At 60.8% G+C, this 23757-nt stretch carries 27 protein-coding genes; 13 read left to right on the top strand and 14 right to left on the bottom strand.

Annotation, left to right across the window (positions count from 1 at the left end):
* From G0P99_RS00810 to G0P99_RS00800, 3 genes are read left to right on the top strand one after another with little or no spacing between them, the layout of a single operon-like run.
* Positions 1-795, top strand: coding sequence for an LpxI family protein (locus G0P99_RS00810; RefSeq protein WP_164126796.1), 795 nt, complete (start codon positions 1-3; stop codon positions 793-795).
* A complete protein-coding gene (gene lpxB / locus G0P99_RS00805; protein ID WP_164126794.1) occupies positions 795-1952 on the top strand; it encodes a lipid-A-disaccharide synthase in 1158 nt (385 codons plus the stop codon). The genes G0P99_RS00810 and lpxB overlap by 1 nt, the downstream gene beginning before the upstream one ends.
* Positions 1949-2527, top strand: coding sequence for a hypothetical protein (locus tag G0P99_RS00800; protein ID WP_164126792.1), 579 nt, complete (start codon positions 1949-1951; stop codon positions 2525-2527). Before lpxB ends, G0P99_RS00800 begins: the two co-directional genes overlap by 4 nt.
* Here G0P99_RS00800 and G0P99_RS00795 read toward each other — a convergent pair.
* Together G0P99_RS00795 and mnmA are read right to left on the bottom strand one after the other, a co-directional pair.
* Entirely contained in the window at positions 2491-3027 is a 537-nt protein-coding gene (locus G0P99_RS00795) for a GNAT family N-acetyltransferase (RefSeq protein ID WP_164126790.1), read from the bottom strand. The two genes, G0P99_RS00800 and G0P99_RS00795, sit on opposite strands and share 37 nt — an antisense overlap.
* Entirely contained in the window at positions 3017-4162 is a 1146-nt protein-coding gene (gene mnmA, locus G0P99_RS00790; protein ID WP_164126788.1) for a tRNA 2-thiouridine(34) synthase MnmA, read from the bottom strand. The genes G0P99_RS00795 and mnmA overlap by 11 nt, the downstream gene beginning before the upstream one ends.
* A 130-nt stretch (positions 4163-4292) precedes the next feature.
* Between mnmA and G0P99_RS00785 the strand changes: the two genes are divergently transcribed.
* From G0P99_RS00785 to G0P99_RS24900, 5 genes are all read left to right on the top strand, one after another.
* Positions 4293-4571 carry a DUF1153 domain-containing protein gene (locus G0P99_RS00785; protein WP_164126786.1) on the top strand — a complete coding sequence of 93 codons (279 nt, stop codon included), beginning with the start codon at positions 4293-4295 and terminating at the stop codon, positions 4569-4571.
* Positions 4572-4667: 96 nt separating this feature from the next.
* A complete protein-coding gene (gene ctrA, locus G0P99_RS00780) occupies positions 4668-5384 on the top strand; it encodes a response regulator transcription factor CtrA (RefSeq protein ID WP_164126784.1) in 717 nt (238 codons plus the stop codon).
* Positions 5385-5531: 147 nt separating this feature from the next.
* On the top strand, positions 5532-7751 hold the full coding sequence (gene ligA / locus G0P99_RS00775; protein ID WP_164126872.1) for an NAD-dependent DNA ligase LigA: 2220 nt from the start codon (positions 5532-5534) through the stop codon (positions 7749-7751).
* Positions 7748-9838 (top strand): ATP-dependent DNA helicase RecG, encoded by a 2091-nt coding sequence (recG, locus tag G0P99_RS00770; protein WP_164126782.1) that lies wholly within the window; start codon positions 7748-7750, stop codon positions 9836-9838. The genes ligA and recG overlap by 4 nt, the downstream gene beginning before the upstream one ends.
* 112 nt (positions 9839-9950) lie before the next feature.
* Entirely contained in the window at positions 9951-10073 is a 123-nt protein-coding gene (locus G0P99_RS24900) for a hypothetical protein (protein WP_255455737.1), read from the top strand.
* A gap of 261 nt (positions 10074-10334) precedes the next feature.
* Here G0P99_RS24900 and G0P99_RS00765 read toward each other — a convergent pair whose 3' ends face one another.
* On the bottom strand, positions 10335-10787 hold the full coding sequence (locus tag G0P99_RS00765) for an iron-sulfur cluster assembly scaffold protein (protein ID WP_164126870.1): 453 nt from the start codon (positions 10785-10787) through the stop codon (positions 10335-10337).
* A 67-nt stretch (positions 10788-10854) separates the two neighbouring features.
* On the opposite strand from G0P99_RS00765, the gene hisI reads away from it, so the two are divergent.
* On the top strand, positions 10855-11214 hold the full coding sequence (gene hisI, locus G0P99_RS00760) for a phosphoribosyl-AMP cyclohydrolase (protein ID WP_164126781.1): 360 nt from the start codon (positions 10855-10857) through the stop codon (positions 11212-11214).
* A gap of 2 nt (positions 11215-11216) precedes the next feature.
* On the opposite strand, the gene gluQRS is transcribed toward hisI, so the two are convergent.
* The 4 genes from gluQRS to G0P99_RS00740 all read right to left on the bottom strand — a co-directional run bounded on the left by gluQRS (position 11217) and on the right by G0P99_RS00740 (position 15128).
* Positions 11217-12059, bottom strand: coding sequence for a tRNA glutamyl-Q(34) synthetase GluQRS (gene gluQRS / locus G0P99_RS00755; protein ID WP_164126779.1), 843 nt, complete (start codon positions 12057-12059; stop codon positions 11217-11219).
* Complete coding sequence (locus G0P99_RS00750) at positions 12056-12670, bottom strand: class I SAM-dependent methyltransferase (RefSeq protein ID WP_164126777.1); 615 nt, start codon at positions 12668-12670, stop codon at positions 12056-12058. The genes gluQRS and G0P99_RS00750 overlap by 4 nt, the downstream gene beginning before the upstream one ends.
* A gap of 36 nt (positions 12671-12706) precedes the next feature.
* A complete protein-coding gene (trmFO, locus tag G0P99_RS00745) occupies positions 12707-14047 on the bottom strand; it encodes a methylenetetrahydrofolate--tRNA-(uracil(54)-C(5))-methyltransferase (FADH(2)-oxidizing) TrmFO (protein WP_164126775.1) in 1341 nt (446 codons plus the stop codon).
* A 295-nt stretch (positions 14048-14342) separates the two neighbouring features.
* Complete coding sequence (locus G0P99_RS00740) at positions 14343-15128, bottom strand: enoyl-CoA hydratase (RefSeq protein ID WP_164126774.1); 786 nt, start codon at positions 15126-15128, stop codon at positions 14343-14345.
* Between the two features lie 58 nt (positions 15129-15186).
* Between G0P99_RS00740 and G0P99_RS00735 the strand changes: the two genes are divergently transcribed.
* A complete protein-coding gene (locus tag G0P99_RS00735) occupies positions 15187-15627 on the top strand; it encodes a PaaI family thioesterase (RefSeq protein WP_164126772.1) in 441 nt (146 codons plus the stop codon).
* Positions 15628-15693: 66 nt separating this feature from the next.
* Here G0P99_RS00735 and G0P99_RS00730 read toward each other — a convergent pair whose 3' ends face one another.
* Positions 15694-15921 carry a DUF1127 domain-containing protein gene (locus G0P99_RS00730; protein WP_164126770.1) on the bottom strand — a complete coding sequence of 76 codons (228 nt, stop codon included), beginning with the start codon at positions 15919-15921 and terminating at the stop codon, positions 15694-15696.
* A 99-nt stretch (positions 15922-16020) separates the two neighbouring features.
* Between G0P99_RS00730 and G0P99_RS00725 the strand changes: the two genes are divergently transcribed.
* The 3 genes from G0P99_RS00725 (at position 16021) to rpsI (ending at position 18535) form a co-directional block, all read left to right on the top strand.
* The gene (locus G0P99_RS00725; protein WP_164126768.1) at positions 16021-17424 is read left to right on the top strand and encodes a PLP-dependent aminotransferase family protein; all 1404 of its coding nucleotides are present in this window, start codon (positions 16021-16023) and stop codon (positions 17422-17424) included.
* Between the two features lie 164 nt (positions 17425-17588).
* Positions 17589-18047: a 50S ribosomal protein L13 gene (rplM, locus tag G0P99_RS00720; protein WP_164126767.1), complete on the top strand. Its 459-nt coding sequence runs from the start codon at positions 17589-17591 to the stop codon at positions 18045-18047.
* Positions 18048-18052: 5 nt separating this feature from the next.
* Entirely contained in the window at positions 18053-18535 is a 483-nt protein-coding gene (gene rpsI, locus G0P99_RS00715) for a 30S ribosomal protein S9 (RefSeq protein WP_164126765.1), read from the top strand.
* Between the two features lie 76 nt (positions 18536-18611).
* Here rpsI and G0P99_RS00710 read toward each other — a convergent pair whose 3' ends face one another.
* The 6 genes from G0P99_RS00710 to G0P99_RS00685 form a co-directional block, all read right to left on the bottom strand.
* Positions 18612-19358, bottom strand: coding sequence for an FkbM family methyltransferase (locus G0P99_RS00710; RefSeq protein WP_164126763.1), 747 nt, complete (start codon positions 19356-19358; stop codon positions 18612-18614).
* Positions 19359-19424: 66 nt separating this feature from the next.
* Positions 19425-20036 carry a TetR/AcrR family transcriptional regulator gene (locus tag G0P99_RS00705; RefSeq protein WP_164126761.1) on the bottom strand — a complete coding sequence of 204 codons (612 nt, stop codon included), beginning with the start codon at positions 20034-20036 and terminating at the stop codon, positions 19425-19427.
* Positions 20029-20898, bottom strand: coding sequence for a polyphosphate kinase 2 (gene ppk2, locus G0P99_RS00700; protein ID WP_164126759.1), 870 nt, complete (start codon positions 20896-20898; stop codon positions 20029-20031). The genes G0P99_RS00705 and ppk2 overlap by 8 nt, the downstream gene beginning before the upstream one ends.
* Before the next feature lie 54 nt (positions 20899-20952).
* The gene (locus G0P99_RS00695) at positions 20953-21900 is read right to left on the bottom strand and encodes an alpha/beta fold hydrolase (RefSeq protein ID WP_164126757.1); all 948 of its coding nucleotides are present in this window, start codon (positions 21898-21900) and stop codon (positions 20953-20955) included.
* A gap of 6 nt (positions 21901-21906) precedes the next feature.
* Entirely contained in the window at positions 21907-22845 is a 939-nt protein-coding gene (gene metA / locus G0P99_RS00690) for a homoserine O-succinyltransferase (protein ID WP_164126756.1), read from the bottom strand.
* A gap of 34 nt (positions 22846-22879) precedes the next feature.
* Positions 22880-23752 (bottom strand): ATPase, encoded by an 873-nt coding sequence (locus G0P99_RS00685; protein WP_164126754.1) that lies wholly within the window; start codon positions 23750-23752, stop codon positions 22880-22882.
* Positions 23753-23757 lie beyond the last annotated feature (5 nt).

Below are 23757 nucleotides of genomic sequence, written 5' to 3'. Positions count from 1 at the left end.
ATGATCGCGTTGCTTTGCGGGCAGGGGGCCTTGCCAGGTGCAATTTCTGTGGCACTGGATGAACCACCATTGGTCTGCGCACTTGAAGGGTTCGAGCCGGACGATCTGGCCGTGGATCTGTCCTTCAGATTGGAAACGATGGGCTCGCTGATTTCCGAGTTGAAACAGCGGGGGATTGACGAGGTCTGTCTGGCGGGAAGCATCCGCCGCCCGCAAATCGACCAGTCCAAGATCGACGAGGCAACCCTGCCTTCGATCCCAGTGTTTCAAAAAGCGATGATGGCGGGCGACGATGGCGCCTTGCGCGCGGTGATCGGGGTGCTGGAGCACGCGGGCCTTACGGTGCGCGCAGCGCATGAGATCGCGCCTGCGCTGCTGCCCAAGCCGGGGTGCGCCACCACCGTGCACCCCTCGGCAGCCGATCTGGAGGATGCCGTGCGCGCCGCTGGCATCATGGAGGCCCTTGCGCCGGTCGATGTCGGGCAGGCCTGCGTTGTCTATCAGCGGCAGGCATTGGCCATTGAAACCGTCTATGGCACCGACTGGATGCTGCAAAGCCTGACCCAACGCCCCGACGCGGGCGGTGGCGTTCTGTTCAAGGCACCGAAACCGGGGCAAGACTGGCGGGTCGATCTGCCTACGATCGGAATTGGCACCGTGACGGCGGCCGTGGCCGCCGGGCTGTCCGGGATCGTGATCGAAGCGGCGGGTGTCATCGTGCTGGACCAGCCTCGGGTTATTGCCGAGTGTGACCGGCTGGGTCTGTTCCTGATGGTGCGGGAGCGTAGCTCCTGATGCGTGTCTTCATCCTGGCTGGCGAACCTTCGGGCGACCGGTTGGGGGGTGCCCTGATGGACGGGCTCCGGACATTGCGCCCAGACGTGGTGTTCGAGGGCGTTGGTGGCCCTGCGATGGAAGCGCAGGGTTTGTGCAGCCGGTTTCCGATGGCCGAACTCAGCATCATGGGACTTGTGGAGGTGCTGCCGAAGTACTTTCACCTGAAACGCCGGATCGAAGAGACCGCACAGGCCGTTCTGGCGATGCGGCCGGATGTCCTGATCACCATCGACAGCCCCGATTTCAGCCTGCGTGTGGCGCGGCTGGTCAAGGAGGCGAGCGATATCCGCACCGTGCATTACGTGGCGCCCAGCGTCTGGGCCTGGCGGCCCGGGCGTGCCGATAAGATGGCCAAGGTGATCGACCACGTGCTGGCGCTCTTGCCTTTCGAGCCGCCCTATATGGAGCGGGCCGGGATGGAATGCGATTTCGTCGGCCACCCGGTTGTGGGAGAGCCCGAGGCCACCGGCGAGGAGATTGCCGCGCTTCGAGACGAACTCGGACTTGGCACGGCGCCGTTGCTCTTGGCGCTGCCCGGATCGCGACGGGGCGAGGTGGAGCGGCTGGCGCCAGTCTTTGGCGCGGCGCTCCGACAGTTCCTGCCGGATCATCCAGAGATGCGGGTGCTGGTTCCGGTGGTGCCGCATGTCGCCGATAAGGTGGCGCAGCACGTGGCCGATTGGCCCGGCGCACCGGTGCTGGTCGATCCACGCGGGCTGGCGCCTGCTCACGCCGCCACGCGCAAGCGCGCGGCCTTTGCCGCCGCCGATCTGGCACTGGCGGCCTCGGGCACCGTGTCGCTGGAACTGGCAGCGGCGGGCACGCCCATGGTGATCGCCTACAAGGTGAACTGGCTGACCCAGAAGATCGCCGAGCGGATGGTGACCGTCGACACGGTAACGCTCGTCAATCTGGTCAGCGAGACGCGGGTGGTGCCGGAATGTCTGGGCCCTGCCTGCACGCCCGAGAACATTGCCGCACGGCTGGCGGCGGTCCATGCCGACCCAGCCGCGCAGGATGCGGCGATGCGCCTGACGATGGAGCGTCTTGGCCGGGGCGGCCCGCCGCCCGGCCTGCGCGCGGCGCAGGCTGTATTGGACCGGTTGCAGGGGTGAGCGCGCTTCTTGGCTTTGCCGCCTCGGCGGCACTGGCGCAGATCCTGACTAATCTGGACAATCTGGCGCTGCTGCTGGCGCTCGTGGTGGCCACGGGATCGCGTGCCGCCGTGGGCGGCTATCTGCTGGCGCAGGCGGTCGTTTTGGCGGCAGCGCATGCCGTTGCGCTGGGGGCGGGCGGCCTTCCGCTCGACTGGATCGGTTTCCTGGGGCTGGTGCCGTTGGCTCTGGGCCTGCGCGGCATCGCCGCGCAATTGCGCGGGCAGGGGGGCTCGGAACAACCGGTTCCGGCACGACGCGGCCTCGTGGCCACCGCGCTATTGTTTTTGAGCCTGTCGTTTGACAGTTTCTCGGTGTTGGCGCCGCTCTTGGCGGACTCGGCTCCGGCTTTTCGTTGGGCCGGGCTGGCGGGAGCTGCCTTTGCCGCGCTGATCCTTGGCATGGGCGGTTTGGCCGCAGGTGGCCTACGCCGGGGGCTGGGGCGTTGGGCCGCGCGGCTTGAGGCTCTCGCGCCTTGGGTCATGCTGGGCGCGGGTCTTTATGTGTTGTCCAACAGCGGTACCGATTTGGTCTGATCCGGGCGGGAGAGCCTGAGATAGACGCTGTCCGTCCATTCCCCCGCGATCTGGATCGTCCGGCTGGTGCGATGGGTCTCCACAAATCCAAGCCGGTGCAACAGCCTCAGCGAGGCCGCATTGCGCGGATCGACATCGGCGAGGATATGATCGAGCGGCATGGTGTCGAAAAGATGTGGCAGCAAGGCAGTCAGAGCCTCGCGCATCAGCCCCTGGCCCCAGCGGTCGCGGCGCAGAAAGAAGCCAAGTTCGGGTGCCGCCCACAGTCCCGCCTTGCCGATCGCCACACCGTCCTGAATCAACACATATTCGCGGCACCGCTCAGAAGATTCGGCCAGCGTCCCGGCGACCCAGCGCTCGGTCTGCGCCAGTTCGGTATGGGTCTCGCCAAAGAATCGCATCGCCAGCGGATCACAAAAGAAGGCATGCAGGGCAGGGGCATGTTCCGCCTGCATCGGGCAGAGGGACAGGCGCGGAGTATAAAGCGCCTCAATACCCACGCCAGATCCAGCCGCCGCCGAAGATGCGGCTGCCATCGTTTTCGTAGAACACACAGGCCTGTCCGGGTGACACACCTTCCTCAGGGGTCAGAAGGTCTACCTCGGCCTCGGTCTCACTGATCGGGCGTACGATCGCCTCGCGCGGGGGGCGGGTCGAGCGGACCTTGACCGACAGATGCCATTCGGGGCGCGAGGTGAATGCTTCATCACCCAGCCAGTTGATTTCGCGAACCGGGATGGTGCGGGTGGCCAGCATCTCCTTGGGTCCGACGACAACTTGTTTCTTGTCCACGTCCAGACGCACCACATAAAGCGGATCACTAAGGCCGCCGATGCCCAGACCGCGGCGCTGGCCGATCGTGAAGTGGATGACGCCCTCGTGGCTGCCCAGCACCCGACCGTCGGCATGCACGATCTCGCCCGGTTCGGCGGCGCCGGGGCGCAGTTTCTCGATCACGCTGGCGTAATTACCGTTGGGCACGAAACAGATGTCCTGACTGTCGGGCTTGTCGGCCACGGCCAAGCCGTACTGTGCCGCCATTTCGCGGGTCGCGTCCTTTGACGGCAGATGGCCCAGCGGAAAACGCAGATAGTCGAGCTGTTCCGGCGTGGTCGAGAACAGGAAATAGGACTGGTCGCGGTTGGCATCCTCGGCACAATGCAGCTCGGGCCCGTTCGGGCCCATCTTGCGCTGGATGTAATGGCCGGTGGCCATGCAGTCGGCCTCGAGATCGCGGGCGGTTTCCAGCAGATCCTTGAACTTCACCCGTTCGTTGCAGCGGATGCAGGGGACTGGGGTGGCACCGGCCAGGTAGCTATCGGCGAACTCGTCGATCACCGCGTCCTTGAAGATGTTCTCGTAATCCAGCACGTAATGCGGAAAGCCGCGCTCTTCGGCGACGCGGCGGGCATCGTGAATGTCGATGCCGGCGCAACAGGCGCCTTTCTTGGCCAGGGCTGCGCCGTGATCGTAGAGCTGTAAGGTGACGCCCACCACGTCATAGCCCTGATCGGACAGATAGGCGGCCACGACGGAACTGTCGACACCCCCCGACATGGCCACGACCACCCGCGTTTCCGAGGGCGGTTTGGCAAAGCCAAGCGAGTTGAGTGGCGTTTCAGTATCCAGCGCCATTTGGGCAGCTCCTGAAGGTTAAGGAAGACCGGCAGAATATAGGAAAATCCGAAACACTCTCAAGGGGCGGTTTCACCCTGCATTAAGTAGGCTGTCGCCAAAGTTGTCCGGACACAAGAAGGGATAGGTGATGTTCTTGCGAAAGGTTGAAGGCCCCCGATCTGTCACTTTGCCGGATGGGACAAGAATGACGCGTTCGGATCTTCCTCCGGCCACGACACGGCGATGGGTCGCCTCCAGAAAGATCGCGGTGGTTCGGGGGGTGCTGTACGGGTTGATTCCCCTGTCCGAGGCGAAAAAGATCTACGGGTTGAGTGATGAGGAGTTCAACGGCTGGGTATCGGCCTTTGCCGAGCATGGAAAAGACGGATTGAAGGCCACGGCACTAAAAAAGTATCGACAACTTTAGGTTGATGTTGCATAAAAAAATATTGATAACGTCGAGTTAACTTTTGTTCGGCACGTTTAGTTTCAAATCTGAACAAGTTGAAGACGGAGAAAAGAGATGCGCATACTGTTGGTTGAAGATGATTCGGCGACATCGAAAAGCATTGAATTGATGCTGACGCATGCCAGTCTGAACGTCTATGCGACCGATCTCGGTGAGGAGGGGATAGACCTCGCCAAGTTGTATGACTACGATCTTATTCTTCTTGACTTGAACCTTCCCGACATGAATGGCCTAGAGGTGCTTCGGCAGCTGCGGTTGGCCCGGATCGAGACACCGATCCTCATTCTTTCAGGGGTCGATGACACCGAAAGCAAGATCAAGGGATTCGGGTTTGGTGCCGACGATTACCTGACGAAACCCTTTCACCGCGAAGAACTGGTGGCACGAATTCATGCGATCGTGCGCAGGTCAAAAGGGCATTCGCAGTCGATTATCCGAACAGGGTGTATTGCGGTCAACCTGGACGCGAAGACGGTCGAGGCCGACGGGCTGGCTGTGCATCTGACGGGCAAAGAATATCAGATGTTGGAACTGCTGAGCTTGCGAAAGGGGACCACGCTGACCAAAGAGATGTTCCTGAACCATCTCTATGGTGGAATGGACGAGCCTGAACTGAAAATCATCGATGTCTTCATTTGCAAACTGCGGAAAAAACTCAGCAATGCAACCGGCGGCAAGAATTATATCGAAACAGTCTGGGGGCGCGGGTACGTTTTGCGCGATCCGAAATCTGATGAAATGCCGCCCTCGCGCATCGCGGTCAACGCATAGGTCCCGCCAAGAACACGGCTGCGAGTCCAGCGCGGCCTCACCACTCACAGACAGTATCTGGACCTGACCATGGCCTCGCCCTATCACTGGTTGTGACGACCAAGGGCACAGGGCGAGGCCATGACAGCAGACCAGCCGATCCAGGACATGAGCGAAGAAGAGGCTGCGAAAGAGCTTTCGCGTCTGGCGGAAATTCTGGCGCGCGCGAACCTGGCGTACCACTCGAAGGACGCGCCAGACATATCTGACGCCGAATACGATTCTCTCAAGCGGCTGAACAGTGCTATCGAAGACCGGTTTCCGCACCTCAAACGCCCCGACAGCCCGACGGATCTGGTTGGCGCGAGGCCCAGCGAAAAATTCGCAAAGGTTGCGCATGCCGTCCGCATGATGTCGCTTGGCAATGCTTTCGAAGACGAGGATGTCTACGATTTCGATCGTTCTGTCAGAAAATACCTGGCCTTGGATGACGAAGCTCCACTTGCCTATACTGCCGAACCGAAAATCGACGGGCTGTCTCTTTCGCTGCGCTATAAAAACGGTGGGCTCGTTCAGGCGGCGACCAGGGGGGACGGCGAAACCGGGGAAAACGTTACAGCCAATGCCCTGACGATTGCCGATATTCCTACCCGGTTGAACGGTGCGCCCGCCGTTCTTGAAGTGCGGGGAGAGGTCTATATGAGCCACGCGGACTTCGGCGCGCTCAACGACCGCCAGGAGCAAGAGGGTGGAAAACTCTTCGCTAATCCGCGAAATGCCGCGGCCGGATCGCTGCGGCAACTGGATGCCAGGATCACCCGTGATCGCCCTTTGAAGTTCTTCGCCTATTCGTGGGGCGAAGTCTCCGAACCGCTCGCCGCTACGCAAATGGCGTCCATTGAGAGGCTGAGGCACCTTGGCTTTCGGACCAACCCGCTGACCAGGCTTTGCAGAGACCCCGGCGAGTTGCTTGCGCACTATCGCGACATCGAGGCACAGCGCGCGACCCTGGGCTATGACATCGACGGAGTGGTTTACAAGGTCGATGACGTCGGTTTGCAGACGCGTCTTGGGTTTCGCTCGAATACGCCGCGTTGGGCCATCGCGCATAAGTTTCCGGCGGAACTGGCCTGGACACGGCTCGAGGCGATCGACATTCAGGTCGGCAGGACCGGCGCATTGAGCCCTGTTGCCCGCCTGACGCCGGTAACCGTCGGTGGAGTTGTCGTATCCAACGCCACATTGCACAACGAAGATTACATCGCTGGCCGGGATTCTCGCGGGCAGACAATTCGGGATGGAAAAGACATCCGCATCGGTGACTGGGTCCAGGTGTACCGGGCTGGCGACGTGATCCCGAAAATCGCCGATGTCGATCTGTCCAAAAGACCCGAAGTGGCAGTTCCTTACAGCTTTCCCACGATTTGCCCTGACTGCGGCAGTCCCGCTGTTCGTGAAGATGGCGATGCTGTTCGGCGCTGTACTGGTGGCGTCATCTGTCCGGCCCAGGCCGTTGAGAAACTGAAACACTTTGTCAGCCGGGCCGCTTTTGACATCGAGGGGTTGGGGGCCAAGCAGGTTGAACAGTTTTACACTGATGGCTGGATCAAGGAACCTTCGGACATCTTTGAGCTGAGCGCACGTTATGGCGAGGGTTTGCAGCAACTCAAGAACCGCGACGGCTGGGGCGAGAAATCCGCATCCAACCTGTTCGAAGCCATTGAAGAGAAACGGACAATACCATTGGCCCGGCTGATCTTCGCCTTGGGGATTCGGCATGTTGGTGAGGTTGGGGCCAAGGATCTGGCGCAGCACTATCGGAGCTGGCCGGCAATGGCGGCCGCACTGGATATCGCAAGACCGGCTGCATTGGCGCATCGCGCCGCCGATGCGTCGGAAGAACGCGAACGTGCTGCCGCCGTCACAGAAGGGCGCCGCGCCCGCATAGCGGAGACGCGTGCAAGTGCCATCCAGGCCTGCAACGTGCCAGAGGAGGCTGCGGCGGCCTGGGCGGACTTGACCGGCATCGACGGGATCGGGTCTGCTCTCGGCCTTTCCCTGTCAGACGCGTTTTCCAACGATGAGGAACGGAAGGCTTTCGATCGACTGACCGATAAGCTGACGATTGTCCCGCCAGATGCGCCCCTTTCCGACAGCCCTGTTGCTGGCAAGACAGTTGTTTTCACCGGCACTTTAGAACGTATGACACGGGCCGAGGCCAAGGCGCGCGCCGAGGCTTTGGGGGCCAGGGTCGCGGGATCGGTCAGCGCAAAAACAGATATCCTGGTTGCGGGGCCGGGGGCCGGTTCCAAGGCGAAGAAGGCCGCCGATTTGGGGATAGAGACGCTGGACGAAGACGGCTGGCTGCGTCTGATCGGGGACCTATGAGCGGACGACCGGAACAGTTGTTCCCGCTCTTTGCGGGACTGGAAACGCTCGAAGGCGTGGGGCCCAAGACGGCGCAGCTTTATGCGCATCTGGATGTCGAAACGCCGCGCGATCTGCTGTTTCTTTTGCCCTATGCAGTGGTGGACCGACGCCGCCGGACAACGATTTCTGGGGCCGAACTGCCGGCGACGTTGACGGTTGAAGTAACGGTTGGCGCGCATCGGCCACCGCGCGGACGTGGCGGGGCCTACCGGATATTTGTCGAGGATGAGCAAACGGATTTCCAACTGGTCTTTTTCCATGCGCGGGGGGAGTACCTGAAAAAGGTTCTGCCAGAGGGCGCCCGGCGCGTCGTCTCTGGCAAGGTCGAACTGTTCGATGGAATGGCCAACATGGTGCATCCCGACCATATCCTGCCGGTGTCCGAAGCAGACGAGATACCCGAGTTCGAGCCGGTCTATCCATTGACACAAGGGGTGACACAAAAGACGGCCTACAAGGCGGCCCAGAGCACTTTGGCGCGCATACCGGATTTACCGGAATGGATAGATCCCGCGCTGGCGAGCCGCGAAAACTGGACGGATTGGCAAACCGCAATCCGCGCAGCGCACGCGCCGCATGGGTTGGAAGATGTCGCGCCGACCGCTCCGGCGCGCGTCCGTCTGGCCTATGATGAGCTCTTTGCGCATCAACTGACGTTGGCGCTTGCCCGCCGCCGGGAACGCAAGGCACGCGGTATTTCCAGCGTTGGTACCGGCAAGTTGCAGTCCAAGGTGCTGGGCAGCCTGCCGTATCGGCCCACCGACGCCCAGGCCCGCGCGATCGAGGAAATCGCCGCCGACATGGCGGGGCCTGAGAGAATGAACCGGCTGTTGCAGGGCGATGTCGGGTCGGGAAAGACGCTGGTCGCATTCATGGCCTTGCTGGTCGCGGTCGAGGCAGGCGGGCAGGGGGTAATGATGGCGCCAACCGAAATACTGGCGCGCCAGCATCTTGAGGGGTTGCAGCCTCTGGCCGAAGAGGCCGGTGTGGTGCTTGAGCTGTTGACAGGACGCGACAAGGGGAGTGAACGCCAGGCGAAACTGGACGCGCTCAGGCGCGGCGATATTCAGATCCTGGTCGGGACCCACGCGGTGTTCCAGTCGGATGTGGAGTTCAAAGATCTGCGTCTGGCTATCGTCGACGAACAGCATCGCTTCGGTGTCCGTCAGCGTATGGAACTGGCAGAAAAAGGTGTGGGTGCGGACGTTCTGGTGATGACCGCTACTCCGATCCCGCGCAGCCTGGCGCTTGCCCAATATGGCGATATGGATGTGTCGGTGCTGGATGAAAAGCCGCCCGGCCGGAAACCGATCCGGACCGCGATTGTCAGCACCGACAGGCTGGACGAGGTGATCGACCATCTAAGAAAGGCGATTTCCGAGGGACGGCAGTGTTATTGGGTGTGCCCGCTGGTCGATGAATCCGAAGTGAGCGACCTGATCGCAGCCGAAGAACGTTTCAAGCGCTTGCGTGCGATCTTGGGTGACGGGGTCGTGGGGCTGGTCCACGGACAGATGCCGCCAGCGGACAAGGACGCGGCTATGTCCGATTTTCAGTCCGGTAAGACCAAGGTTCTGGTCGCCACGACGGTAATCGAGGTGGGAGTGAACGTTCCCAATGCTACGATCATGGTGATCGAGCGAGCCGAGATTTTTGGACTGGCACAATTGCATCAGTTGCGCGGGCGTGTCGGGCGGGGTGATGCGGATTCTACCTGTCTATTGATGTATCAGGCGCCGCTGACCGAAGGCGGGCGGCGCAGGCTGGAAGTTCTGCGCGAAACAGAAGACGGATTTCGCATAGCCGAAACCGATTTGCAGATGCGGGGCGCGGGGGATCTTATCGGCACGGCCCAATCGGGACTGCCCAAATTCCGCATTGCCGATCTTGAACGGCAGTCCGCCTTGATGGCGCTTGCCCAGTCCGACGCGCGGGCGCTGCTTGCCGCTGACCCCGATCTGGCCGGCGCGCGCGGCAAGGCCGCGCGACTGCTTTTGTGGCTGATGAAACAGGATCAGGCAATCCGTTTGATTTCAGTTGGATAGAAGAAAATCCCCAAAAAGTTCACAAATGTTCTCATAAAGTTCTTGATCGACTCGCGAAGAAATGAGAACAAAGGGTCAACAAATGATTAACTGATGGCGAGGAGGAAAGCCAATGGTGACCCAGATCAAGAACGTTCTGTCCCGTTCCCAGGGCACGTTGTTGCAGGATGCAATTGGTGCTGCCTCGCTGATGGTCATGCTGATGGTCGCTCTCCACCTGCCCGGAGTTCTTTAACCGTTTCTGCCTGCGATCTCGTTCCGGCGCGGTACGCATCCTGTCCCATTCGATGCAAGGGTGACCTGCCTATCCCGATACCCTTCCTTGGGCCCCGCCTCGGCCCATGGCGCACCGACACCGGACCCCGTACGAGAGACGCATTACCTGCCGCCGCCCTTCCTGATCGAAGGTGCGGCGGTTTTTTCAGGCAAGATATCGTGCCTGGAGGCATCAGGAGGCGGGAAACGATCTGCCAAGGATACGGTGGCCGCAGCAGGCTCAGGCGCAGTTTGCCTGCTCTGCCTTTGCCATCGCTTCTGCCGTCGCTTCGAGGGTCAGCAGGATAGACGCATGACGGTTCTTGTAGTCGCGCGCAGGCATCAAGACTTCGAGCCCATCAAAAGGCGCATCCGGCACTGGTCCGTTGTCCTTCAGCATCGCTTTGAGCTGATCTCGCCCGGTTTCGACCTGGGCCCGCGTTGCACCTATGATCGCGCCACCGACAACAGCCGCCGAAGCTTGCCCCAATGCACAGGCTTTGACATCCTGGCCAAATTCCGCGATCCGGCCATCCTTGAGTTTGACGTCAACGGTGACGGTCGATCCACAAAGCGGCGAGCGTTTCTTGACCGTGGCGTCCGGATTATCGAGCCGGTCCAGATGCGGAATATCAGCGGCTAGCGCAAGGATGCGACCGGAATAAAGCTTGATAAGATCGGTTTCCGTGGACATGGCTTTTCCTCTCGGCCGGTTCCCAATACATAGTGGGCGAAATTCCGGATGCAAAAGGTTTTTGGCCATGTCCTTCGACGCTTCGACACTAAAGTATGATACCAATGGGCTGGTCCCCGCCATTGCGCAGGATGCGGCTACGGGTGAGGTTCTGATGATGGCCTGGATGAATCGGCAGGCGGTGGAACGGACGCTGGCCAGCGGCCGCGTCACCTATTGGTCCCGCTCCCGTCAGAGTTTCTGGATCAAGGGGGAAAGCTCGGGACATGTGCAGGAATTGGTGGACCTGCGCGTCGATTGCGACCGAGATTGCCTGCTGATCACGGTGCGCCAGACCGGGCCGGCCTGCCACACCAACCGGCGCAGCTGTTTTTACACGGCGGTGCGGGACGGGGCCGAAGTGGAACTGATGCAGCCCGAGGTGTGAGTTCAGAGACCGACCATTCGGCGGATATCCTGTGGGGTCGCGCCTTCGCTCCGATACTTGGCGATGGCGCGCGCATCGTCGCGCTTGGCCAGACGTTTGCCTCGATCGTCGCGGATCAGGCCATGGTGATGGTAGACAGGTGTTGGCAAGCCTAGCAGCGACTGCAAAAGCACATGGATCCGGGTCGCCTCGTACAGGTCCTCGCCGCGGATGACATGGGTCACACCACTGGCGGCGTCGTCGACTACAACAGACAGGTGATAAGAGGCGGCCATGTTGCGGCGAGACAGGACGACATCGCCCACTGTTTGCGTCAGGCTGTCCGCCGACAGGTGCTGCTGCCCCGCGTGGCGGGGGCCAGTTTCGGTAAATTGAGCAGGCAATCCCATGGCGCAGGCACGGGCCATGTTTAGCCGACAGCACGTTTCGCCCGATTGGCGCAAGCCAAGATCACGGCAGGTGCCCGGATAGATCCGACCATCGGGACCGAATTCGGGCACTCCTTCTTGTGGCGCGTTCGCGGCAGCCTCTATGTCCCGGCGGCTGCACTGGCATTCAAAGGTAAGCTCCGCCGCGCGCAACCGGTCAAGCGCATCGCCATACTCCCTCAGGTGGTCGGTTTGCCGACGCGGGGGCGCGTCCCAGGTTACGCCCAGCCAGGCCAGATCGTCCATCAACTGTGCTTCCCAATGCGGCCGGGCCCGGGACTGATCGATGTCGTCGATTCTGAGGAGAAAACGCCCCCCCTCGGCCCGCGCGCGATCATGCGCAAATAGTACCGAGTAGGCATGGCCAAGATGCAGCGGTCCGGTCGGAGACGGTGCGAAACGTGTAATGAAAGTCACGTTTTTTCAACGATAAAGATGTCAGAGTTCAAGTTTATTCCGGGGAGATGCGGACCGGATTGGCGTATCAGCAGGCGCGCGGCGCCCATGTCCAGCCACTCGCTCAGGCGCGCCAGATAGGCGCGCTCGGCCAAGGCAATGTCGTTGAGCGAAAACCCCAGGATGCCTCCCTTTGGTAACGCACGCAGCAACAAGTCGATGGTTTCGGGCGGTGCGGCGCCCTGGCCGATGACCCCAATTGCCGTGATCGTGCGATATGTACCTTGCGGGATCGGCGGTGGTTCTGTGATCGCGAACCCTGTCAGATTGCGATAGATTCCTTTTGCCCCCGCGGCCTCTAACATTCCAGGTGTCGGGTCCATGCCGTCTATCACCTGAAATCCCGCCCGTTGCAGGGCCAGACCCGACAAGCCGGTGCCACAACCGAAATCGAGAACCGGCATCTGGCCATTGGGGCGTTTCTCCCACAAGGCGCGCGCCAACCGATCGGGGGTTGCGTACCCGTTCTCGGTCAGTTCCTCGTCATAGCTGCCGGCCCATTTGTCGTAATGGGCCTGAGTGTCCTTTGGCGAGGATAGTGTGTAGGTCGATTTGAGGAACCGCAGGATCATGTCAGATGTTAGACACAGGCCGCGATTTCCGTCCAGTCAGGACTGAGCCAGCCAGTCGCTCCAAGCCGCCTTGGCCCGGTCGGTATAGCCCTTGTAGCGGTCCTTGCGCCCCCTGCGGCCGCCTTTCAGCCCGTCGACCGGGCGAAACAGGCCAAAGTTGACGTTCATCGGTTGAAAGGTCTTGGCATCCGCGCCGCCAGTGATGTGATGGATCAGCGCGCCCATGGCGCTGTCCTGCGGAACTTCGGGCAGGCTGTGCCCCAGTATCCCGGCGGCGGCAAATCGTCCGGCCAGCAGCCCCATTGCAGCGCTTTCGACATATCCCTCAACCCCGGTGATCTGACCGGCAAACCGGATATTGGGCCGGGATCTGAGCCGCATCTGTTCATCCAGGAGCGTTGGAGAGTTGATGAACGTGTTGCGATGGATACCGCCAAGACGCGCAAAACCGGCTTCTTCCAGGCCAGGTATCATACGGAAAACAGAAGTTTGCGCGCCATACTTCATCTTGGTCTGAAAACCCACGATGTTATAGAGCGTGCCCAGCGCGTTGTCGCGGCGTAGCTGCACGACGGCATAGGGTTTCACCTCGGGCTGGTGTGGGTTGGTCAGGCCCACAGGCTTCATCGGGCCATGGCGGAGGGTTTCGCGACCGCGTTCGGCCATGACCTCGATCGGCAGGCATCCGTCGAAGTAAGTGGCGGTTTCGCCTTCGTGAAATTCGGTCTTGTCCGCCGCCAATAGCGCGTCGATGAAGGCCTCGTACTGGTCGCGGTCCATCGGGCAATTGATGTAGGCAGTTCTTTCCTCTTCGGTCTCGCCTTTGTCATACCGCGATTGCAGCCAGGCACGACTCATGTCGATGGTGTCGGCATAGACGATGGGCGCGATCGCATCGAAGAAGGCCAGCGCATCCGATCCGGTCTGTTGCCGGATCGCCTCTCCCAGGGCCGGAGAGGTGAGCGGGCCGGTGGCAAAGATCCATTGGCCCTCCTGCGGCAGGTCCGTGACCTCTTCCTCGGTGATCGAGACACGAGGGTGGCTGCGCAAACGATTGCTCACCGTCTCGGCAAAAAGGTCCCGGTCCACGGCCAAGGCCCCACCGGCCGGCAGACGGTGGGCATCGGCCGACGCCATGATCAACCCACCTGCTGCGCGCATTTCCCAATGCAGCAGGCCCACGGCATTCTGCTCGTCATCGTCCGACCGGAAAGAGTTCGAACAGACCATCTCGGCCAGGTTGCCGGTCTGGTGGGCGAATGTTCCGACCTTTGGCCGCATTTCGTGGATGACCACGTTTACGCCCATTTCCGCCGCCTGCCAGGCGGCTTCGGACCCGGCCATGCCGCCGCCCACGATATGCAATTTGTCTGTCATGAGTGGCCACATAGGGCAGGGCGCGTGGCGGTGCAACGGGGCAGGTGTGGTCCCAGTGAAATAGAGCGGACAATCCTGCACCGGCAGGTTACCCGAAACTTTTCAATTTGGGGATTTTGGGGTCGCCGCTGCGGGAATGTCAGCGCCGGTGAGAGAGACCGGCTGGAGGGACCTTCCGCCCACGGCGACCCAAAAGTCAGCAAGGCTTGCGCCTTGCCCCACCTTTGCCACGTTATTGCCCGAATTGAAAGGGCTTGTTTGGAAACAATCCCCAATGATTGATCACGCTAGTGACCTATTGGCTCCAATCAGGGTCGCGTTTCTCGATAAAGGCGGCGATGCCTTCTTTGGTGTCGCGATAAAGCATGTTCTCGACCATCACATCCCCGGTATAGGCATAGGCCTGATCCAGCGGCATCATCTGCTGGCGATAGAAAGCTTCTTTGCCGATGCGCACGGCGGCGCCCAGCTTGCCCGCGACGGTTTCGGCCAGGCCCTGGGTTTCGGTGGCCAGATTGCTGGTGGGCACCACGCGGTTGACCAGTCCCAGTTCTGCGGCGCGGGTGGCTTCGATGAACTGGCCGGTGGTCAGCATTTCAAAGGCCAGCTTGCGTGGGATATTGCGGCTGAGCGCCACCATCGGGGTTGAGCAGAACAGGCCGATGTTGACGCCATTGACCCCGAACCGGGTGCCCTCGGCGGCGACGGCCATGTCGCAGGTGGCCACCAACTGGCAGCCTGCAGCAGTGGCGATGCCATGAACCCGGGCGATCACCGGTTGGGGCAAAGACTGAACAGTCATCATCATCCGGGCGCAACGGTCGAACAGGTCCTTGAAATAGGCCTTGCCGCCGTCCTCGGCCTGTCGTCCGGCGGTCATCTGTTTCAGATCGTGGCCCGCGCAAAATGCCTTGCCCGCACCCGACAGGATCACGGCCCGGATCGAACGGTCATCGCGCAGCGCGTCGAACTCTGCTTGAAGCGCGGCCAGCATCTCGTCGCTGAGCGCGTTCAACCGCTCTGGCGCATTCATTTCGAGATGCGCCACCGCACCGGTGTCGTGACGTTCCAGAATTGCCATCTTGCCCTCCCTGCCAAAGTCGGGGCAACTCTAGGCGCAGAAGCCGGGGAGGGAAAGTATGGCGTTGGCATTGAACAAGGAGGAATTGTCGCAATACCTGGTCGAGGTCTTTCCCCAAGTGCGGGACGACTTCGCCATCGACGCCTTGACCGAGGACAGCGTAATCATGCGCCTTCTGACGGCAGAACGGCACTTGCGACCCGGCGGGACCATCTCGGGGCCTTCGATGTTCGCACTGGCCGATGTGAGCGTCTATGCGATGGTACTTGCCCGGGTGGGCCGCCAGGCCCTTGCGGTGACCACCAACTGTTCGATTGATTTTTTGCGCAAGCCTGACGGCGATGCCCAGATGATTGCAGAGTGCCGTCTTTTGAAACTGGGCAGGACACTTGCCGTCGGCGATGTGCTGATGTTTTCTGAAGGGTCAGACAAGCCGGTGGCGCGGGCAACGCTGACCTATTCCATTCCGCCTGCTGGCAGTGCCGCGGCCTCGTTCTGATGAAAAAAAGGCCGGGGCGAACCCCGGCCAGTGAAGAGGTCCCAATGAAGGGACTGGGGATCCTGTTCAGCCCTGCCAGAACCGGCGGGCGGTTTCATGGCGCATCTGGCTGCGGGTAATGCCTACGTCCTGCAAGAGGCGGTCGTCCAGCTGCCCGAGGTTCAGGCGGGTTCGCCGGCGTTGTTCCCATTTGGTCACGGTCGCGGCAAAGCCCACGGCCAGTGCGGCGATCAGCGGCAGCCGGGGGCTGGCGTTCAGCAGCATGAGGGCGGAGGAGGGCATTGCGCGTGTCATGACGGAGTTCCTTTCGAATTGTATTGACACAATATGAATGTACTTGGTACACGATATTGGTACATTTAAGAATGTACGGAGATCAAAGGAAAGATTGTAATGGGTACAATTTGGCCAGACACTCTCCCTGCTGCCAAGGGGTCCAAGTACACCCTGGTTGCCGATGCCATCAGGAAAGCCATAGAAAACAAGTCCCTGGAGGTCGGAGCGAAGCTGCCGCCGGTGCGGGAACTTGCCTACAAATTGAGCATTACACCGGGAACGGTGGCACGTGCCTATTCCATCCTTACAGACGAGGGGCTTCTGTCGGCGGAAGTCGGGCGCGGTACATTCGTGGCGCCGCCGAAAAAACCGGTGCTGGACGATGTCTGGTCGCGGCAATTGTACAAGCTCGAAGAGCAGGACGACCAGCATGTCAGCCTGTTCAGCCCGCGCCTGCCGGATGTTGGACAGGTTTCGTTGATTCGCGAATGCCTGGCCAAGATCGCGCAGGGTGATCCCGCCATGTTTCTGAACTACCCGACGCGCGACGCTTATGTCGGGGTGCGCAAGGCGGTTCTTGAATGGCTATCGCCACTGCCGCTCGGGCAGCTGGGCGCAGACGATATCGTGTTGACCCATGGCGGACAGAATGGATTGTGCGTGGTTTTCCAAAGCATTCTGAGCGGCCCCAAACCGGTGGTCTTTGTTGAGGACCTGTCTTATGCCGGGTTTCGTCGCGCGGCAGAGCTGATGCGGGCCGAGGTGGTGGGCATCCGCATGGACAAGTGGGGTATCGACCCCATGTCGCTCGACCTGGCGGCACGCCAGGTTCCGGCGCAGGCGGTGTGTGTCTCACCCGAGGTTCAGAACCCGACTGGCAGCTTCTCGCCTTTGGAAAGGCGCAAGGAAGTGATCGAGGTTGCACGAAAGCATGACCTTCAGATTATCGAGGATGACTGCTACAGGATCGGAGAACCGCGGGCGCCAAGTTATCGCGCTCTGGCACCCGAGCGGGGCTGGCATGTATCGTCGATCTCTAAATCGCTGACCCCGGCGCTGCGTGTCGGCTTTGCCATCGCCCCTGTGGAGCAGGCCGCGCGGCTGCGTCGATCGGCCGAGTATGGCTATTTTGGTCTGGCACAGCCGCTGGCCGAACTGACCCGGTTGCTTTTGTCCGATCCCCGGGCGCGACAGTTGGCGCTCGACGTGCGCAGGCGCATGTCCGAATATGTCCGGGTTGCCGTCAATACGTTGGGCGCATTCGATCTGGTTTGGGATCCCGACGTTCCCTTTTTGTGGTTGCGGCTGCCATCGGGCTGGCGTTCGGCCGCCTTTACCCGGGCGGCAGAGCGTACCGGCGTGCAGGTCCGTTCCGCTGACGAATTCGCGCTACGCGATGGGCGCGCACCCAATGCTGTGCGGATCGCGGTCAATGCCCATGTCTCGCTGGCGCGCTTCGAGGACGCGATGCAGCGCCTCAGAGGGTTGCTGGACAATCCTCCGGAGCAAATAAGTGTTTAAGTCTTTGGGGTATAATAGTACCTATTTTTTAATCCATTGATAAATATGATAAAATACAGTTGGTGCGCGCTTGACGAGGGTGTTGGTAGTCTCTAGAAACCGCCCATCAGATCAGGGCCGGTCGCTTGCGGCCGGTCTGTCACATCAAACAGGACCATCCTGCCATGAAAACCTTTTCTGCAACACCTGCAGACATCGACAAGAAGTGGATCCTGATCGACGCCGAGGGCGTAGTTCTGGGCCGTCTTGCGTCGATCGTTGCCATGCGCCTGCGTGGCAAGCACAAGCCGTCGTTTACCCCGCACATGGACATGGGCGACAACGTCATCGTCATCAATGCCGACAAGGTGCAGATCACCGGCAAGAAGCGCGAAGAGCACTTCTACTGGCACACCGGCCACCCGGGCGGTATCAAGTCGCGCACCAAGCAGCAGATCCTCGAGGGTGCCCACCCCGAGCGCGTGGTCTATCAGGCCGTCAAGCGCATGCTGCCGGGCAACCGCCTGTCGCGTCAGCAGATGACCAACCTGCGTATCTATGCCGGGACCGAGCACCCGCATGAAGCTCAGGCCCCCGAAGTTCTGGACGTCAAGTCCATGAACAAGAAAAACACCCGGAGCTGAAACCGATGGCTGATCAGATCAATACTCTCGAAGAGCTGGGCGCCGTCGCAGGCCTCGAAACCCTGGCCGCCGACGAACCGCGCGAACCCGTTCGCGACGAGCTGGGCCGTTCCTATGCCACTGGCAAGCGGAAGGACGCGGTCGCCCGCGTCTGGATCAAGCCGGGCTCGGGCAAGGTCATCGTCAACGGCAAGGACCAGGACAAGTATTTTGCCCGTCCGGTGCTGCAACTGATCCTGCGCCAGCCGTTCCAGGTGGCCGGTGTCGAAGGCCAGTTCGACGTGATGGCAACCGTCAAGGGCGGTGGCCTGACCGGTCAGGCCGGCGCGGTCAAGCACGGCATCTCGAAGGCGCTGCAACTCTACGATCCCTCGTTGCGTGGCGCGCTGAAGGCCGCTGGCTTCCTGACCCGCGACAGCCGTGTGGTCGAGCGTAAGAAATACGGCAAGCGCAAAGCCCGCCGTTCGTTCCAGTTCTCGAAGCGCTAAGTTTCGGGGCGAACAACAAAGAAAAGGCCGCGCAGTGCGCGGCCTTTTTCGTTCAGCTAGATGGGCGCGGACAGACTTACCCGTTGCCCTGCACATACCAGTCGTCAAATCGTGAAACGTCCTCCAGCACCCGGCGATACCCTTTGTTGGTCAGCAGGGCATGGATGTCCTCGCGCTGGGGGGCGTGGTTGTGTTCCACCGTCATCACCCCAAAGGTCCAGCGGTCGAAGTCGAAGGCGTTCAGGATGTCGAACTCGCTGCCCTCGGTGTCGATCGAGATATAGTCAATATGCGCGGGGGCCTTGTGGGTTTCCAGCAGGTCGACCAGCGAGATCGTCTCGACCTTGTAATTCTGGCCCCGCAACCGGCGTGACGATTTGACGAAAGTCGAAATGCCCGAATTCTCTCCCCGTGGTGCCTCGGTAAAGGCAAGGGTCTCGCCTGTGGTGTGCCAGACACAGCGGGTTTCAATTGTACATTTCCGGTTGCCCTTGAGCGCGTCATGCCAACCGCGGGCGGGTTCGGCCAGGATCCCGGTCCAGCCGAAATGTGTTTCCATCAGATAGGTGTTGTTCAACTCGATGCCGTCGGTTGCGCCGAATTCGACAAAGAACCCACCGGTCTTGAACCCGCATTGCGTCAGGGCAAACAGATCCTGGCGAAGCTGCGATCTGGAGTCCTTCAACAGGTCAATGCAGCGGCTTCTGTCGTCCGGAGCGGTTGCCTTGAGGAACTCCAGATCGAACCATGACTTTTCACGCTGTTGCAGTTGCTTCAGGCGATCGCGGCGGACAAGTGTTGTGTTCGAGATCAGGTGGCTCACGAGGACGTTACTCCAAAGTTACTGCTTCTGGGTACCGATCCCGTCAGGGTCACGCAAGAGACATTGTCAGTCTGGGTCGATCAGTCCCAATCCGCGAAGATAGATCCCGACCCCTGTTTCCAGCAGGTCCTCCGGCGGAAAAGGTGAGGCCGTACCTGTGTTTCGGGCATAAAGTTCAACCACCCCGTGGCTCATGGCCCAGATATGGGCGGACACCATTGACGCAGGCGGTCTGCGGTCGGGCGGGATATGCTGGCTGAGGTCGGATGCCGCCTGTTCCAATACTGCCTTAGCCCGGTTCGCGGCTGCGGCCAGGTCCGGGTCGCGGTTGAGCGATACGCCGCTTTCAAACATCGCAATGTAATGGCCGGGATGCTTGCGCGCGAAGGCGAGATAAGCACGCCCTGTTGCCTCGAATGCGGCCAGGGCCGAGGGTTGCCCCTTGTCGTAGGCGTATTGCATCAGGTCGGCGAACATTTCGAACCCTTGTCGTGCCGCCTCGGCAATGAGATCCTCACGCCCGTCGAAATGACGATAGACGGCAGCCGGGGTCACGCCGGCGGTTTTTGCCGCCTCGGACAGGGTGAACCCGGTCGGTCCCTTTTCCCGGATCAGTTCCAGCGCTGCCTCGATCAGGGCCTGCCGCAGGTTGCCGTGATGGTATCCCTGTTTACGCATCCCAGATTTCCGGGCCTCCGCAGATCTTGGTGTCGACTTGGCCTATCGCCTTGTCATCCTTGCCGTCATAGTCGATTGCCGACAAGACGGTCTGGATCGCTGCCAGGCGCGCGCGTTTCTTGTCGTCGGAGCGGATGATTGTCCAGGGCGAACGGTCCGAATGGCTGCGGGTCAGGGTCTCACCGATGGCCGCAGTATAGTCATCCCATTTGTCCAGCCCTTGAATATCCACGGGGCTCAGTTTCCACTGTTTCAGGGGGTCCTTCTCGCGGGCCAGGAACCGGCGCAATTGTTCGGCGCGCCCGACATTCAGCCAGAACTTGAAGAGTTGTATCCCGTCTTCGATCAGCGCATGTTCAAACGGCAGGGCCTGTCGAAAGAAATATTCCCGCGCCTCGGGAGAGCACCAGCCAAACACATGTTCGACTACCCCCCGATTGTACCAGCTGCGGTCGAAAAAGACGATTTCACCGGCAGACGGCAAGTGCTGGATATATCGTTGGAAATACCACTGGGTCCGCTCGGTGTCTGTCGGCTTGGACAGGGCCACAACCCGCGCGCCGCGGGGGTTCAGGTTTCCGCGAAACCGCGAGATCGTGCCGCCCTTGCCGGCGGCGTCCCGCCCTTCGAGAACAATCGCGATGCGAGCGCCGGTTTCCTTGACCCAAGCCTGCATCTTGACCAGTTCGATTTGCAGATCATGAATGGCCCGATCATAAGCTTTCGAAGACATCTCTTCGTCGTAAGGGTAGGTTTTGCTGAGAATGTCGTCCTTGCCTGCCTCTCGGATGGTCTGGCGGATGGTGTCTGGGGCGCGGTCTTTGTAATAGCGCGAGATTTCACCGATATATGTGTGAGTCATCGCCAGGCATCCTTCATCGGGTGTGTCTTTGTCCAATATGGAAGCTGCCGCGACTTAACGCAAACCCGCTCGCTGCGCCGCACGCAGGACCGCGGCGACGACAGCGTCCACGGCGACATGATGCGGCATATGGCCGACCCCGTCGAGAGCCGTCAGATTTGCACCCTTGATCTGGTTGGACAGGTTCACGGCATGCAGTTCGAAATTCACGGTGTCGTCGGCGGTACCGTGAACGATCTCGGTGGGTATGGTGATTTCACCATAGCGCAGGTGCAGGCTGCGGATTTCATCCAGCAGCAGGGCGCGGTGCATTGCATTCGCCCGCAGCGATCCCCGGCGTAGCGATAGGCCCGGGCCAAAATGGTTTGCGTAATCTCCGGGTTCGCTTTGGGGGGCAAACACATCCTCCAGAGACTTGGTCACATACCAATCCGGAACATAAGCCGTAATCAGCGGCACAGCCACGGCCGCGCCAATTTGGTTGGAGGTGACCCGGTATAAAAGATCCAGCGGAGTGGTCCACGGGTTGGAGGCGGCGGATACCGGGATCAGCGCCGACAGGGAGTCGGGGTGATTGACCGCCCAGGCCAGGGCGACTGCGCCGCCATAGCTGTGTCCCAGCACCATCGGGCGGTCCGATCCCAACGCCCGCGCCGCCAGCGCCAATGTCGCCGCCTGCTGATCAATCCCGGCCGCGTCGGCGGGTAGGGCATCGGAAAACCCCAGCCCCGGACGGTCGAACAGAATGACCCGGAAATGGCGCGCCAGAACCGGGGCCAGCGCATAGGTCATGTCGCGGGTGTTGCCGTTTGATCCGTGAATCATCACCAGGTCCGGACCTTCGCCCAGCACCTCGGCATGAATACGCGTGCCGTCGACCTCGACAAACTGTCCGCGCGGCGGGTGCGACGCCTCGGCGCGGGCTTCGTGACGGGCAGCGCGCCACAGGGTCAGAGCCCAGAAACCACCGGCAATCAGGGCCAAGGCGAGGATCAGGCGCATCCCGGGTCACGCTCTCAGGTCAGTCGATTCCAGGCCGATCTTGTCAAGGTCATATGGCGTCGTCTCGTAGATCTCGCTGATCCAGTTGCCGTAAAGCAGATGCGCATGGCTGCGCCAGCGGTTCAACGGTTTACGGGACGGGTCGTCATCGGGGTAATAGTTCAGCGGCACATTGATTGCCGTTCCGCTGGCCACGTCGCGATCGTATTCCTGCTTCAACGTATCGCTGTCGTATTCAAAATGATTGAAGATGTAGATCGCGCGGTGTCCGGTATCCTCGACCAGGCACGGACCGACCTCGTCGCTGCCCAGAAGGGTGCGCAGACCCGAGGCCGCATCAATCTCGGCCTGTTTCATCTCGGTCCAGCGGCTGACGGGAATGACGAAGTCGTCAGAGAACCCGCGCAGATAGGGTGAGGCGGGCGCAAGGTTCTTGTGCCGGAAACAGCCGAACGCCTTGTGCTCGAGCATATGTTTCTTGACACCATGGAAATGATTGATCATCGCCATGCCACCCCAGCAGACGCCAAAGGTGGAATGCACGTTGGTTTGTGTCCAGTCAAAGACCTCACGCATTTCGTCCCAGTAGGTGACCTCGTCGAATTCGAGATGCTCGATGGGTGCGCCGGTGATGATCAGCCCGTCGAACTTCTCGGTCTTGACCTCTTGGAAGGGGCGATAGAACTCTTCCATGTGCTCGGCGGCGGTGTTCTTGGTCTGATGCTCGGTCATCCGGATCAGGCTCAGCTCGATCTGGAGCGGCGTGGCACCGATCAGGCGGGCAAACTGGTTCTCTGTCTGGATTTTTTTCGGCATCAGGTTCAAGAGCCCGATGCGCAAAGGGCGGATGTCCTGTCGGGCGGCCTGATCCTCGGACATGACCATGACGCCCTCTCGGCTAAGGACGTCATAGGCGGGCAGATGTGCGGGGATCTTGATGGGCATTTTGGGGCCGTCTTTGTGATCAGGAAAAGGAAGGCTAGGTCTGAGCCGCGTGCGCCTCAAGGGCGCTGGCGATCAATTCATCGAAATCGGCTGCATTCCGTACCGCGCCGATCTGGTCGGCGGTCACGGTGATGCCCCATCTTTCGGCCATCGCGGCATAGCGCGGCTGGCGGTGCGCCAGGGCCTGGGCATAGGTCCAGCGCAGAAAGGCGGGCGGGTCGACACGGTCGGGGGACAGATCGTTGAGCGACAGGTACTTGTCCCAAACCCGGGTCAGGAACTCTGGCTGGTAGGCCATCGGCTTGGGGTCGCGGTCGAACCTGCGGATCAGCTTTTCCGTATGGGCGTCGTCGCCCTTGATCCAGATCATCAGCGTGTGCTGGCTGAGATTTTTCAGGATCGGATCTTCGGGATTATCCGGATCGACCCATTCACAGATCGAACCGCCGGTGTCACAGATGAAATGCGGATAGCCATAAAGCCGTTCGGCCCGGTCGATGAAATACTCGGTATCGAGCAACGCATAGATCTCGGCATGGCGGAACTGGTCCTGCCGGCGGCGGTACTCGGCGATATCGATACCGCCCATCGCCGGGTCGCCGGGTGTGCCCAGGTAAGAGGCCACCGGTTTGAGGTTCTCGAAACTGATGTTCGAGCCGATATAGATCGAATCCGTCATCAGAAGATCACGCAGAAACGGCACCTTCATCGCCTCGGCCTTGGCGTTGTCGGCGATGAACTCGCCCATGTAGCGGGTGCCGATGCGATAATCGATCGAGTAATGGAACCAGTTTCCGGCATCCCGCAGGATGTTCGAGACATAGGTCTTGCCCAGCCCCGACATGCCAAAAAACAGCACCTTCTTGCGCGCCGCGTCGCGCCATTCCTGAGCCGAGCCGTAGATCATTCTGC

The organism is Ruegeria sp. PrR005, from assembly GCF_010500245.1.
In the GTDB taxonomy this organism is placed as follows: Bacteria; Pseudomonadota; Alphaproteobacteria; order Rhodobacterales; family Rhodobacteraceae; genus Ruegeria_B; species Ruegeria_B marisflavi.
The sequence above is the reverse complement of the archived record's forward strand: the minus strand, read 5'-3'. Positions and strand labels throughout refer to the sequence as shown.

What these genes read in the sequence shown, in the direction of transcription:
- G0P99_RS00810 (WP_164126796.1), top strand. Translation starts at nt 1, where the DNA reads ATGATCGCGTTGCTTTGCGGGCAGGGGGCCTTGCCAGGTGCAATTTCT.
- lpxB (WP_164126794.1), top strand. Translation starts at nt 795, where the DNA reads ATGCGTGTCTTCATCCTGGCTGGCGAACCTTCGGGCGACCGGTTGGGG.
- mnmA (WP_164126788.1), bottom strand. Translation starts at nt 4,162, where the DNA reads ATGGCGCTGGATACTGAAACGCCACTCAACTCGCTTGGCTTTGCCAAA.
- G0P99_RS00785 (WP_164126786.1), top strand. Translation starts at nt 4,293, where the DNA reads ATGTTCTTGCGAAAGGTTGAAGGCCCCCGATCTGTCACTTTGCCGGAT.
- ctrA (WP_164126784.1), top strand. Translation starts at nt 4,668, where the DNA reads ATGCGCATACTGTTGGTTGAAGATGATTCGGCGACATCGAAAAGCATT.
- ligA (WP_164126872.1), top strand. Translation starts at nt 5,532, where the DNA reads ATGAGCGAAGAAGAGGCTGCGAAAGAGCTTTCGCGTCTGGCGGAAATT.
- recG (WP_164126782.1), top strand. Translation starts at nt 7,748, where the DNA reads ATGAGCGGACGACCGGAACAGTTGTTCCCGCTCTTTGCGGGACTGGAA.
- G0P99_RS24900 (WP_255455737.1), top strand. Translation starts at nt 9,951, where the DNA reads ATGGTGACCCAGATCAAGAACGTTCTGTCCCGTTCCCAGGGCACGTTG.
- G0P99_RS00765 (WP_164126870.1), bottom strand. Translation starts at nt 10,787, where the DNA reads ATGTCCACGGAAACCGATCTTATCAAGCTTTATTCCGGTCGCATCCTT.
- hisI (WP_164126781.1), top strand. Translation starts at nt 10,855, where the DNA reads ATGTCCTTCGACGCTTCGACACTAAAGTATGATACCAATGGGCTGGTC.
- G0P99_RS00750 (WP_164126777.1), bottom strand. Translation starts at nt 12,670, where the DNA reads ATGATCCTGCGGTTCCTCAAATCGACCTACACACTATCCTCGCCAAAG.
- trmFO (WP_164126775.1), bottom strand. Translation starts at nt 14,047, where the DNA reads ATGACAGACAAATTGCATATCGTGGGCGGCGGCATGGCCGGGTCCGAA.
- G0P99_RS00740 (WP_164126774.1), bottom strand. Translation starts at nt 15,128, where the DNA reads ATGGCAATTCTGGAACGTCACGACACCGGTGCGGTGGCGCATCTCGAA.
- G0P99_RS00735 (WP_164126772.1), top strand. Translation starts at nt 15,187, where the DNA reads ATGGCGTTGGCATTGAACAAGGAGGAATTGTCGCAATACCTGGTCGAG.
- G0P99_RS00730 (WP_164126770.1), bottom strand. Translation starts at nt 15,921, where the DNA reads ATGACACGCGCAATGCCCTCCTCCGCCCTCATGCTGCTGAACGCCAGC.
- G0P99_RS00725 (WP_164126768.1), top strand. Translation starts at nt 16,021, where the DNA reads ATGGGTACAATTTGGCCAGACACTCTCCCTGCTGCCAAGGGGTCCAAG.
- rplM (WP_164126767.1), top strand. Translation starts at nt 17,589, where the DNA reads ATGAAAACCTTTTCTGCAACACCTGCAGACATCGACAAGAAGTGGATC.
- rpsI (WP_164126765.1), top strand. Translation starts at nt 18,053, where the DNA reads ATGGCTGATCAGATCAATACTCTCGAAGAGCTGGGCGCCGTCGCAGGC.
- G0P99_RS00705 (WP_164126761.1), bottom strand. Translation starts at nt 20,036, where the DNA reads ATGCGTAAACAGGGATACCATCACGGCAACCTGCGGCAGGCCCTGATC.
- ppk2 (WP_164126759.1), bottom strand. Translation starts at nt 20,898, where the DNA reads ATGACTCACACATATATCGGTGAAATCTCGCGCTATTACAAAGACCGC.
- G0P99_RS00695 (WP_164126757.1), bottom strand. Translation starts at nt 21,900, where the DNA reads ATGCGCCTGATCCTCGCCTTGGCCCTGATTGCCGGTGGTTTCTGGGCT.
- metA (WP_164126756.1), bottom strand. Translation starts at nt 22,845, where the DNA reads ATGCCCATCAAGATCCCCGCACATCTGCCCGCCTATGACGTCCTTAGC.
- G0P99_RS00685 (WP_164126754.1), bottom strand. Translation starts at nt 23,752, where the DNA reads ATGATCTACGGCTCGGCTCAGGAATGGCGCGACGCGGCGCGCAAGAAG.